The organism is Chryseobacterium sp. Leaf394 (genome assembly GCF_001424105.1).
Lineage (GTDB): Bacteria > Bacteroidota > Bacteroidia > Flavobacteriales > Weeksellaceae > Chryseobacterium.
Window position 1 is genome coordinate 22,097 of sequence record NZ_LMQH01000010.1, and the last position, 11,704, is coordinate 33,800.

Below are 11,704 nucleotides of genomic sequence, written 5' to 3' on the forward strand. Positions count from 1 at the left end.
AAATTGAAACGGGTAATTTATAATTGTCCGTTTTTTTTGTATTTGCCAAACTCTCAGAATGATTATTCACTTTGAAAATCTTTGATTTTCAAACTAATGTGTTCTAGATATTCTCAAACATTTAAAATGAAAACTTTGTGACTTATGCTTTAAATAATTCTTTTCTAAGTTTTAAACCCGGTCGTAAATTCATGGTTCCAATTTTGTATCTTTAATCAAATTTTTAACATCAAATAATTTAATATGAAACGAAACGCAACAGCCGTTTGGAACGGTACAGTAAAAGAAGGAAAAGGTCACATCACAACGCAAAGCACCACCTTAAACCAAACGCAATACTCTTTTGGAAGCCGTTTTGAGGAAGGAGTAGGTACAAATCCTGAAGAATTACTGGCAGCCGCTCACGCAGGATGTTTCACCATGAAACTAAGTGCAGAATTGACGCAGGCAGGTTTTACTCCAGATGAACTGACTACGAAATCTGTTATCACTCTGGACCCCGCAGCCGGAAAAATCACAAAATCTGAATTAACTTTAACCGCAAAAGTTCCCGGAATTTCTGAAGAGGATTTTCAGAAATATGCGAAGATTGCGGAAGAGGGATGTCCTGTAAGTCAGGCTTTCAGCTTTGAAATTACTTTGAACGCTACTTTAAGCAATTAGGATATTAAAAATTAATGTATGTATATCAATTGGAACGGGCTTTAGCCCGTTTTTCTTTTTTAACAAGCAAATCGTCTTTAGCCAAAACATAATTTATAACAACGGTAATTTTAAATTTAAATATACCAATCGGTATATTTTTACTATCTTTGCTTTAGAATTTGATTTTATCATGTCAAAAGCGGAAAAAACCAGACAGTTTATCATCGAGAAAACAGCCACTTTGTTTAATACCAAGGGTTATATTTCCACGTCTCTATCTGACATTACCGAAGCGACAGGTTTAACCAAAGGTAGCATTTACGGAAATTTTGAAAATAAAGATGAGGTTGCACTTGAGGTTTATAAATACAATTCCGGCGTCCAGAGAAAAAATTTATTAAGATCTTTCAGCGAAGAATTTCCATCGATGACGGATAAGTTATGTGCTTTTGTGTCCTTTTACAGAAAAAACTGGCTTTCTGTCTTTAAAAATGGCGGATGTCCCCTGATGAATGCTGCAACCGAATCGGACGATACTTTTCCGGCATTAAAAAATCAGGTTAAATTATCATTTGAGCTTTGGGCCGAAACTGTTTCTGACATAATTAAAGCAGGACAGGAAAGCAATGAATTCAGAAACGAAATTAATGCTGAAGAATATTCATCTCTCATCATTATGCTTACCGAAGGTGGGATTTTATTGTCTAAAACGACAGGAGATGAAAAATATTTAAATCTTGCTTTAGACAGAATTTTAGATATCATTAACAGAGAAATCAAACTGAATCCTTTATAAAAACAGTTATTTTATGGACAAATTAAAGGCATTACAATCATTTGTAGGGAAAGAATTTACGGCGTCACCATCACCTTTTATGCGCTGGCTGAATCCTGTAGTTGTGTCTGCAGAAGAAGGCAGGATTGAATTTCAATATACCGTGAGAGAAGAGTGGCTGAATCCTATGGGAAATATGCACGGTGGAATTACAGCCGCAATTATTGACGACATTATTGGAGCGACAATGTTTTCTCTGAACGAGAAAAACTTCATCGTCACCATCAATAACAGCATCGATTATTTTTCCACTGCGAAAGAAAATGATATTATTGTAGCCGAAACGAAAATCATTAAAAGAGGAAAACAGTTCGTCAACGCAGCATGCGAGGTCTGGAATCAGGACAAAACAAGATTGATTGCCAGAGGAACTTCTAATTTGTTTAAAATCAACAGTTAAAATAAAATATCAGCCTAAAAATTCAATCTGATATTAAAAAAATAAAAAATTACTATTCAAGATATGAAAAGAGTTGTCATTACAGGATTGGGCGCAGTAACGCCATTGGGAAATAATGTAGCCGAATTCTGGGAAAACAGCGTCAACGGAGTGAGCGGAGCCAACAGAATCACACACTTCGATACCGAAAAATTTAAACTGAATTTTGCCTGTGAGGTTAAGAATTTTGATCCGAAAGTTTATTTAAATCATAACGAAATAAAAAGAAGCGATCTCTTTTCGCAATATGCCATGTATTCATCAGCTGAAGCCATCAAAGATTCAGGTCTGGAGCTGGAAAAAATGGATCCTTTCGACACCGGTGTGATCTGGGGAACCGGACAGGGCGGCATGTGGACTTTCGAAAGCGAAGTTATGGAATTCACAAAAGGCGACGGAACACCGCGTTTCAATCCGTTCTTTGTTCCTAAGTTTATTGCCAACATGGCTTCAGGAATGATTTCCATGAAATTTGGACTTCAGGGAATCAATTATACAACCATCTCTGCCTGTGCAACAGGAAATACTGCGATCATGGATGCATTTAACTACATCCGTCTGGGAAAAGCAAAAGCGATTATCAGTGGCGGTTCTGAGGCGGCCATTACTCCTGCATCTGTCGGAGGTTTTTCTATTATGAAAGCGATGTCTACAAGAAACGATGATTTTGCCACCGCGAGCCGGCCTTACGATGCCGACCGTGATGGTTTTGTAATGGGAGAGGGTGCCGGAGCTTTGGTGCTGGAAGAGTATGAACACGCCATAGCAAGAGGCGCAAAAATCTACGCAGAATTAGCCGGAGCAGCAATGACTGCCGATGCCTATCACATGACAGCACCACATCCGGACGGTGTTGGAGCGATAAAGGCAATGCAACTTGCAATAGCCGAAGCAGGTGTCAACGTGGAAGATATTGATTATTTAAATCCACATGCAACATCAACTCCTATGGGAGATCTGCTTGAACTAAAAGCGATCAGCAAGTTATTTAAAGGAAGTAAAAATCTGGATGTCAGCGCTACAAAATCGATGACAGGTCATTTGTTGGGAGCAGCCGGAGCGGCAGAAGCCATTCTTTCCATCAAAGCCATTGAGAACGGAATTATTCCGCCTACGATTAATCTTCATAAAATTGATGAGAATATCCCTACCGATGTGAACATTGTTTTTGGGGAAGCTAAAGAGAAAGATATTAATTTTGCGCTGAGCAATGCCTTTGGTTTTGGAGGGCATAATGCAACGCTGGTCTTTAAGAAATTTTCTTAAATTGAAGTAAGAAAAAATGCCGTTTCAATAATCTGGAACGGCATTTTTTGTTTGAAAAAGTGATAGAAAAACAGTAAAATTAATTTCTTCCAATAATCCACCATCTTCCGTCGCCCACAGACTGTAACGTAAAACATCTTCCGCCACCGCCAGTTCCTAAACCTACCGAAGAGTATGAACCACTCGAATCCTGAATGGTTCCACTCAGCGTCCTGGAATTTCCGTCACTGCAGATATTAAGTATTCTTCCTGCATTCGCAGCACTGGAAGTAGGAAGGGTGACATTACCGCTTAAAACTACAGTATAATCATCTGCATTGATGGTATTTCCGAATCTGAAACTGGCTACAAGACCTTTTGTTTTTGTATTTCCATTTACCTGTAAAACGGCATCACTGGCCTGAGATAAGATGTGAAAATCAGAAGCATTAACTCCAACTTTTCCGTTTCGGAGTACTGAAAAAGCATCTGATCTGTTGGTGTTGCTTGTCCCGTTACCCACAACAAAGAGTTTTTTGTTTCGGTCAAGTGATGAGTTGGGCTCAGGGCTTGCATCGCCGGCATTAAATTCACCAATTACCGTATTGCCCTGGTTCCCGGCAGTTGTGCCCAGTCCCAGTGCGGTAGCATATTCTCCTGTAGCTTTGTTTTGATAACCTATCGCGAGTGAAGATGTATTTGTGGCTTCACTGTTATTTCCCATGGCAAAAGAATAATTTCCGCTGGCTTTGGTATCGGCTCCTAAAGCAAAAGAATTGGTGCCTGAAGAATTTGAAGCTGAACCAATTGCTACAGATCCTGTACCTGAAGATTTGGCTCCCTGACCCAATGCTATAGCGTTTTGATTGGTCGCCTCAGAAGCAATTCCCATCGCTATACTTGATTCACCGGATGCAGTGTTGTTCAATCCTATAGAAATAGCTGAGGTATTGGTAGAAAGATTCTGAGAACCAATGCTCACAGATCCTAATCCTGTAACTGTGTTTAAACCACCCAAAGCCACCGCAAAATGTGCGTTGGTTGAAGACTTGTTTGATGCACCCAATAATGTGGAAAAACCACCTTTAGCTGAATTGAATGCACCTGTCACAAACGAACCCTGTCCTAAAGCTCCCATGTCGGCTGACGTAAGTGAGGTTGAGGCTAAGGCAGCAGCATAGGTTCCTACATATGGAAAAGTTTCTGACAAATTGGTAGGATTCCAGGAGAGGTCTGTAGCGTAATTACCCAATGTTCCGTAGTTGGCCGGGGTTGCACCAATCAGTCTCCATCCGTAACTGGTTGCTGATGCAGAAATTCTTTCCAGACCCGTAGGTTTTGTATTGGTATCTATAAATTTTAACCAGACATTCCCTGTGCTGCTGTAATAATAATGCGCCGGAGAATCCATATTGATGTAAGCTCCCGTTCGGTTTGCCGACGGTACAGTGGTGGTAAGATAGACCATCATGCTGTTCTGTGCTGCTGAAACCGGCATCGCCAAAACTTCTGCGCTGGTCAGTCTTGGGATAAGTAATCCGTTAACAACTGAAACTGTACTTTTTGAAATGTCTAATGTAGATTTTGGGTCTGAATTGTTAATCCCCACCTGTGCGGTAATGAATGACATACTGCAGATTGCAGATGCTGAAATAATTTTGCGTAACATGTGTTTTATTTTCTTAGGCGACAAAAATAAATAAAATTGTAGAAACTGTAGTTTTGTTTTAATAAAATTTCAATTTCCTCTGAATAAAATTTCAGTTCGCTTAAAATTTATTTAGACAATTTTTCTCCAATGCTTTTTATGAGATTAAATATCCGTTACAGATCATAATTTAGTTTTACCTGAATTTCTGTTGTTCTGGAGAAATTATAAATTCTGAATATTCAATATTGAGATTCCTTCAGAAAGACTTCTGATGTAGCGTTAGCTTAAAAGTGATATTTAAATTTAATTTAAACTGAATCAGAAAAAATAAATCACTCCAATTTTACTAAATCTGACCTGCTTCAGATTCAGACAAATCTGTTTTGGTTAAGATTCGCCTGCATTTAATCACGAACAACCTTGTCTGAACTAAATGTAAAATGATTTTGAGTTAAAACAACAGTGTTTCACCTCTCTGTAAAATGATTTTTAATTGAAACACACCTGTTTGGACTGATTGTAAAATGATTTTGAATTGAAACAGATCTGTTTGGACTAAATGTAAAATGATTTTAAATCAAAATAACAGTGTTTCACCTTTCTGTAAAATGATTTTTAATTAAAGAAACAGAAAATAAAAAGGGGGAACGTTGAATACTTTTATTTATCCTAAAGCGAGTATTAAATTTAATTTAATGACAGGTCGCAGGGTTATGCCTGTGATTAGGATCTGTGTTGTGACAGTTGATGTCATGATCGGGTGAAACCTTCATCGCTTCAGCGGGAGGGGAGATGTACGGAATGCCCAATTCCAATCCACGGAGAATAAACAATCCACCGAGAACAATCATCACAACCGGAATAATTTTCAGAACCTTCAGTCTGAAACTCTGGTTCATTAAATTTCCGACCAAAACAACCGTGAACATAAAAGGGAGTGTACCCAATCCGAAAATGGCCATAAAGGTTGCACTCTGCCAGATTCCGCCACTCGCAAGGCTTGCTGTGAGCGCCATGTAGACCATTCCACACGGAAGAAGACCGTTCAGTAATCCCGTCGTGAATCTGGAGCGGTAGTCTGCTTTCTGCAGAAGTTTTCCTAGATTAAATTTAACCTTGTAGAGAAATTTAGAAATAAATGGAATTTTTGAGGCAAAATCTTTTCCGCCAAAGGAAAATAACGCCATGATGATCAGTAAAATTCCAACTGCGATTGTGAGGTACTTCTGAAATCCGGCAAATTCAAATCCCTGACCGATAATTCCCAACAACGCGCCTAAAAGAGAATACGTAAATATTCTTCCAAACTGATAGGTGAGATTCTGAAGATAATAGTTGCTCGCCTGCTTTTTTGTAAGCCCCATGGAAAGGGCAATAGGACCGCACATACCAATGCAGTGAAATCCCGATGCAAAGCCGAGCCCCAAAGCTGATATGATTAATGCTATTTCCATGCTACATCGTAATCGATTCTGTATTCTGTTTTATTTTTTACCCATGTTAAACGCAGGGTGTAACTTCCAAATTTCAACAGATTCGCAGGAATTGTAAATGATTTATTCTCATCCAGAACCGCATCTTTTTTTACGTCAAGATTTTTATCGTCAGTTCTGTTTAAGACATATTTTATTCTTGCATTTCCGTTGCTGTAGTCTGCAGGAAATTTGATCGTGATACCGTTTGAGTTTTGGCTGTAAACTGGTTTGTTGACCAGTTTATCGGCTCTTCCTTTGGCATCAATAACCTGCTGATACAGCAGTTCTTCTTCATAATAGTTGTCTGAAACCATTTCAGAATTCTGCTGCCCGTTTGGAAATAAGAAAAGCATGGAAAGTATGAATATTATAAATGCGAGAAGTGCGATCATTACGCCGTGTCCCCAACTTAGATTTTTCATTTTTTAATTTTTAAAACTGTAATTTAAATGGTCCCTCGAAATAAGTCTGATACGAATCGATTAAATTTCCTTTCATATCATAAACACCGATGGTGATGTTCTGTTTAGAAAGTTTCATTTCGTTTTCAGGGAAGCTGATATTGATGGTACCCTTAGATATTTTGTCTCTGTCTACAGTGATTTTCTGTGACACGCTGAAAGTGATTTCTGCATGCGCAGGATCAATTACTTTTATTGTAACAATCTTTTTATCATTGGTTTTGTTGAGAAAGGTATAGTTGTACGTATTGCTGATCTTTCCGTCTCTTACGAAAAAAGTGCTGCCTGCAGGTTTGATGAATTTAGCTTCCATTTCACCGCGGTTGTATAGCAGGAATCCAAGAAAGCCTACTAAAAGCACCAGAACGATTGCAAAACCTTTCATTCTGCCGGTGAATTTAAATTCCGTATTATTTTCAATCTCATTTTCAGAGGCGTATCGGATAAGGCCTTTTGGAAGACCTACTTTTTCCATAACTTCATCGCAGGCATCGATACAGGCTGTACAGTTTACACATTCCAGCTGCTGCCCATCACGGATGTCGATTCCCGTAGGACAAACTACAACACACTGGTGACAATCGATACAGTCGCCTTTACCTGCTGCCTTGCGGTCTTCACCTTTTCTCCATTTTGCGTGGTTTTCACCTCTTTTAAAATCGTAAAAAACATTGATGGTATCTTTATCGATTAAAACTCCCTGCAATCTTCCGTAAGGACAGACGAGTGTACAGACCTGCTCTCTGAACCATGCGAAAACGAAATAGAAAGCAGCTGTGAAAAGAATCATCACCACAAAATTCGTCAGATGTGTAAATGGTCCCTGAGAGACGATATCCAAAACTTCCTCATAGCCCACAATGTACATAAACATGATGTGGGTGATGATGAGAGAAATGACAACGTAAACCGACCACTTCAGGCTTCGCTTCATGATTTTTTCGCTGTTCCACTCCTGTCTGTCGAGCTTCATCTGCCTGTTTCTGTCTCCCTCGATCCAGTATTCAATTTTACGGAAAACAGATTCCATAAAAATTGTCTGAGGGCAAATCCACCCGCAGAAAATTCTTCCGAATGCTATGGTAAAAATGATAATGAAAATAAGCGAGACAATAGCTCCAAGTGTAAGGATGAAAAAATCCTGAGGGAAAAACGGCTGACCAACGATGTAGAATTCTCTGTCGATGACGTTAAAAAGCAAAAAAGGATTTCCGTTGATTTTTATAAACGGAACTGCAAAATAGATTACCAGTAAAAGATAACTTACAAAATTTCTGTAATTGGTATATTTTCCTTTTGGCTTTCGGGGAAAGACCCATTTTCTTTTTCCGGACTGTTCCATCGTTCCAATGGAGTCCCTGTAAGTTTCGGGATCAACTACCTGCCCCTGTCCGCCGCGTACGTCTATATCTTCTGTATCTGACATTTGCTTTGTATTTTAAAAAAAGAAAAACATAATTTGCTATTTTATTTAAGTTTTAAATTAATAACAAATTATGTTTCATTTTATATTTTTCGGTTAACTTCTGCTTCTATTTCTTTTCCCATTTAGCTTCATCACCGTAAGGAGGTGCACCACCTTCTGCCGGAGTAATAGGCTTTTTCATTTGGTTAATAGAATATACGTAAGCAGCAACATTCTGGATTTCGTTTCCTGAAAGAACACCATTTTTACCCCACGCCTGCATCGCAGTACCGGTAACACCGTTTTCAACTACGTGAAATACGTTTTTGAATAATGTTTTCTCAGGTTGGTTATGCCAGAAGTTGTCAGTTAAGTTAGGTCCGATACCTCCTTTACCACCTTCTGAGTGACAAGATACACAGTTGGTTTTGAAAACCTCTTCACCTGCTGCAATGTTATCTTCAGAAAATTCTGCGCTTTCTATCGTAATTGGTGGCTGATCTGCCATAAATTTTGCAATGCTAGCTTCCTGCTCTCTGTATTCAACTTCATATTCTTTTAGCGGGCTTGCAAAATCTGTGAATGCATACGCTGAAATGTAAAGCACCATAAATGCAGTTCCAAACCAGAATAAACCTACCCACCATTTTGGTAACTGATTATCAAGCTCCATAATTCCGTCGAAACCGTGGTCGATAAGAATGTCTTTCTCCTGAGTGTCAGACTGCTTTTTGAATGCAGCTGCATATAATCTCTGGAAGTAAGGAACCTTTTTTTCAGCAAGGTAAGCTGCTTTTTCTTCGTTTGAAAGTTTCTTAAACTTATTGTTTTCTACCAAATCACCAATCGCACTGTGGATGTAAGCCATGATAGATCCAATCACTACAGTACCCCAGAAATACGGCGACTTAAAGAAAGCATAACTCTGAACGAACAGATAATAGAAGATAATAAGCAGGCCGATTATTATAGCAATATTTACAAAAACTGGCGTTCTTTGTTTCATAATAAATTGTTTAATTTTTTAGATTAAAATCATCATCGTCATCCTCAAGCGGTGCGTGCTCTTCTTCTCTGTAGTATTTTTTAGGTTTACTGAAAACGTAAATAATCAGAGAAACGAAAAACAGAATAAAAAGGATCAAAGCCAAAGTCTGGTATAGACCCACGTTGTCCGTGTTGGATAAGATGTCTTTAAAATTCTGAGGAATCATCTTAAATTTTAATGTTTAGTTATTACTTGCTGTTTTTACTTCTGTCGTTTTGATATCAGTACCCAATCTCTGTAAATAGGAGATTAAAGCAACGATTTCTTTTTTCTCAAGCTCACCTTTTGGTCTTTTTGCATAGGCTTCCTTCAAATCCGGAGCTTCTACAAAGATGTCGCTTACAATTTTTGCTGCCTGGTTGTCTGCCCATTTATCTGCAGAGTCAATCTGAGCTTTTGTATAAGGAACATCGTAAGTACCTTTCATAAATCTGATTTTATCAACCATTTTAGATCTGTCTAAATTGTTTGAGATCAACCAAGGGTAACGCGGCATAATAGAACCTGCTGATGTAGATCTTGGGTTGTACATGTGTTTGTAGTGCCAAGAACTTGGGTTTTTACCACCTTCTCTGTGCAAATCCGGTCCTGTTCTTTTTGATCCCCAAAGGAAAGGTCTGTCGTAAACGAATTCCCCTGCTTTAGAATACTGTCCGTTTTTACCGTTAAATCTTACAATCTCATCTCTGAATGGTCTTACCATCTGCGAGTGACATGCATTACAACCTTCACGGATGTATAAATCTCTACCTTCAAGTTCAAGTGGTGAATAAGGTTTCACCGCAGAAATTGTCGGTACACTTTTCTTAAGTGATAAAGTAGGAATAATTTCTATCATACTTCCGATTGAAATAGTAACCAATGACAATACCGTAAGTAACATCGGCATTCTTTCCAACCAAAGGTGGAAACCTTCTCCTTCTTTTCTCTTGTTGCTGATATTTGCCAAAGCCGGAGCTTCTGCAGGAACTTCTTTCTGGAAAGATCCTTTTTTTACAGTCATGTAAACATTCACAACCATCAACAGACCTCCTGAAAGATAGAATAAACCTCCTAAGAATCTTAATTTGTAATAAGGGATAATTGCGGTAACGGTATCTAACCAGTTTTTCCACAGTAAAGTTCCGTCCGGGTTGAACTGCTTCCACATTAAACCTTGTGTAAATCCTGCGATATACATAGGTACAGCATAGAAAATAATACCCAAAGTACCTAACCAGAAATGCCAGTTGGCCATTTTTACAGAGTACATTTTAGTTCTCCAAAGAATTGGTACCAAATAGTAGATTACACCGAATGCCATGAAACCATTCCATCCCAATGCTCCTAAGTGAACGTGACCAATTACCCAGTCGGTAAAGTGACCGATTTTATTGATATTTTTTGTTGCCAGTAAAGGTCCTTCAAAAGTTGCCATACCGTAGCAGGTAACTGCAACCACAAAGAATTTAAGAATAGGATTTTCTCTTACTTTATCCCACGCTCCTCTTAGTGTAAGAAGACCGTTCAACATTCCTCCCCAAGACGGTGCAATAAGCATAATAGAGAAACCTGTTCCCACTGCCTGTGCCCAAGCCGGTAATGCTGTATACTGAAGGTGGTGAGGACCAGCCCAGATGTATACGAAAATCAATGACCAGAAGTGAATAATCGAAAGTTTATACGAGAATACAGGTCTGTCTGCTGCTTTTGGTAGGAAGTAATACATCAAACCAAGTACAGGCGTTGTAAGGATAAATGCAACCGCGTTGTGACCATACCACCACTGTACGATAGCATCTTTCACTCCTGCATAAGCGGAGTAGGATTTCCATCCTGAAAAAGATAAAGGAACTTCAAGATTATTGAAGATGTGGAGCATAAGAACAGCAATCCATGTTCCCAGATAGAACCATATTGCTACATAAAGGTGACGTACTCTTCTTTTTTTGATGGTCATAATCATATTGACCCCGAAGATAAGCCATGAAATTCCTGTAAGAATGTCAATAGGCCACTCATGTTCAGCATATTCTTTTGAAGTGTTGATCCCCATAAAGAACGTGATAAAAGCTGCTACAATCATCAGCTGCCACGTCCAGAAATGAATCCATGAAAGCGTGTCGCTGTACATTCTTGTCTTTAATAATCTCTGAGTAGAGTAATAAACCCCTACATAAACAATGTTACAGACAAAGGCAAAGATCACCGTGGTGGTGTGCAGCATTCTGATTCTTCCAAAACCAAATGCACCCTGCGTATTCATTAAACCCTGAATATTTCCTGACGCCAGACTGTTGATGGTTGTATCATCAGTACCAAACAAAAACTCAGGAAGCTCAGGATAGAAAAGCATCAATGCTGCCGTTAATCCAAACGTAAAACCAATAATTCCAAAAACTATGGTTGCGTAAAGGAATGCACGGACAATATTGTTGTCATAACTAAACTTTTGTGTCTCCATATTAACTATTCACTTTTATCTTCAAATTTACTTTTAATTTCCTCTTTCTCTTTTTTT

Annotated in this window: 11 protein-coding genes; 4 read left to right on the forward strand and 7 right to left on the reverse strand. The window is 38.6% G+C overall.

The window, feature by feature from the left end:
• Window positions 1–243 precede the first annotated feature (243 nt).
• The 4 genes from ASG21_RS02875 to fabF all read left to right on the forward strand — a co-directional run bounded on the left by ASG21_RS02875 (window position 244) and on the right by fabF (window position 3,185).
• A complete protein-coding gene (locus tag ASG21_RS02875) occupies window positions 244–663 on the forward strand; it encodes an OsmC family protein (protein WP_056075624.1) in 420 nt (139 codons plus the stop codon).
• 172 nt (window positions 664–835) lie between these two features.
• A complete protein-coding gene (locus tag ASG21_RS02880) occupies window positions 836–1,441 on the forward strand; it encodes a TetR/AcrR family transcriptional regulator (RefSeq protein WP_056075627.1) in 606 nt (201 codons plus the stop codon).
• Between the two features lie 13 nt (window positions 1,442–1,454).
• Entirely contained in the window at window positions 1,455–1,880 is a 426-nt protein-coding gene (locus ASG21_RS02885) for a PaaI family thioesterase (protein ID WP_056075630.1), read from the forward strand.
• A 63-nt stretch (window positions 1,881–1,943) separates the two neighbouring features.
• Window positions 1,944–3,185, forward strand: a complete 1,242-nt coding sequence (gene fabF, locus ASG21_RS02890; protein WP_056075633.1) for a beta-ketoacyl-ACP synthase II — start codon at window positions 1,944–1,946, stop codon at window positions 3,183–3,185.
• A 79-nt stretch (window positions 3,186–3,264) separates the two neighbouring features.
• On the opposite strand, the gene ASG21_RS02895 is transcribed toward fabF, so the two are convergent.
• From ASG21_RS02895 to ccoN, 7 genes are all read right to left on the reverse strand, one after another.
• Window positions 3,265–4,833, reverse strand: coding sequence for a hypothetical protein (locus ASG21_RS02895; RefSeq protein ID WP_056075636.1), 1,569 nt, complete (start codon window positions 4,831–4,833; stop codon window positions 3,265–3,267).
• Between the two features lie 674 nt (window positions 4,834–5,507).
• Entirely contained in the window at window positions 5,508–6,269 is a 762-nt protein-coding gene (locus ASG21_RS02900; protein WP_056075639.1) for a sulfite exporter TauE/SafE family protein, read from the reverse strand.
• A complete protein-coding gene (locus ASG21_RS02905; protein WP_056075642.1) occupies window positions 6,260–6,712 on the reverse strand; it encodes a FixH family protein in 453 nt (150 codons plus the stop codon). Before ASG21_RS02905 ends, ASG21_RS02900 begins: the two co-directional genes overlap by 10 nt.
• A gap of 10 nt (window positions 6,713–6,722) precedes the next feature.
• Complete coding sequence (gene ccoG, locus ASG21_RS02910) at window positions 6,723–8,177, reverse strand: cytochrome c oxidase accessory protein CcoG (protein WP_056075645.1); 1,455 nt, start codon at window positions 8,175–8,177, stop codon at window positions 6,723–6,725.
• Between the two features lie 106 nt (window positions 8,178–8,283).
• Window positions 8,284–9,162, reverse strand: coding sequence for a c-type cytochrome (locus tag ASG21_RS02915; protein WP_056075648.1), 879 nt, complete (start codon window positions 9,160–9,162; stop codon window positions 8,284–8,286).
• A 10-nt stretch (window positions 9,163–9,172) separates the two neighbouring features.
• Complete coding sequence (locus ASG21_RS02920; protein ID WP_056075651.1) at window positions 9,173–9,370, reverse strand: cbb3-type cytochrome c oxidase subunit 3; 198 nt, start codon at window positions 9,368–9,370, stop codon at window positions 9,173–9,175.
• Window positions 9,371–9,385: 15 nt separating this feature from the next.
• Window positions 9,386–11,647 carry a cytochrome-c oxidase, cbb3-type subunit I gene (gene ccoN / locus ASG21_RS02925; RefSeq protein WP_056075654.1) on the reverse strand — a complete coding sequence of 754 codons (2,262 nt, stop codon included), beginning with the start codon at window positions 11,645–11,647 and terminating at the stop codon, window positions 9,386–9,388.
• Window positions 11,648–11,704 lie beyond the last annotated feature (57 nt).

Bases quoted from the DNA above. Each gene is read 5' to 3' on its own strand.
- ASG21_RS02875 (WP_056075624.1), top strand. From the start codon at position 244: ATGAAACGAAACGCAACAGCCGTTTGGAACGGTACAGTAAAAGAAGGA.
- fabF (WP_056075633.1), top strand. From the start codon at position 1,944: ATGAAAAGAGTTGTCATTACAGGATTGGGCGCAGTAACGCCATTGGGA.
- ccoN (WP_056075654.1), bottom strand. From the start codon at position 11,647: ATGGAGACACAAAAGTTTAGTTATGACAACAATATTGTCCGTGCATTC.
- ASG21_RS02895 (WP_056075636.1), bottom strand. From the start codon at position 4,833: ATGTTACGCAAAATTATTTCAGCATCTGCAATCTGCAGTATGTCATTC.
- ASG21_RS02885 (WP_056075630.1), top strand. From the start codon at position 1,455: ATGGACAAATTAAAGGCATTACAATCATTTGTAGGGAAAGAATTTACG.
- ASG21_RS02880 (WP_056075627.1), top strand. From the start codon at position 836: ATGTCAAAAGCGGAAAAAACCAGACAGTTTATCATCGAGAAAACAGCC.
- ASG21_RS02900 (WP_056075639.1), bottom strand. From the start codon at position 6,269: ATGGAAATAGCATTAATCATATCAGCTTTGGGGCTCGGCTTTGCATCG.
- ASG21_RS02905 (WP_056075642.1), bottom strand. From the start codon at position 6,712: ATGAAAAATCTAAGTTGGGGACACGGCGTAATGATCGCACTTCTCGCA.
- ASG21_RS02915 (WP_056075648.1), bottom strand. From the start codon at position 9,162: ATGAAACAAAGAACGCCAGTTTTTGTAAATATTGCTATAATAATCGGC.
- ASG21_RS02920 (WP_056075651.1), bottom strand. From the start codon at position 9,370: ATGATTCCTCAGAATTTTAAAGACATCTTATCCAACACGGACAACGTG.
- ccoG (WP_056075645.1), bottom strand. From the start codon at position 8,177: ATGTCAGATACAGAAGATATAGACGTACGCGGCGGACAGGGGCAGGTA.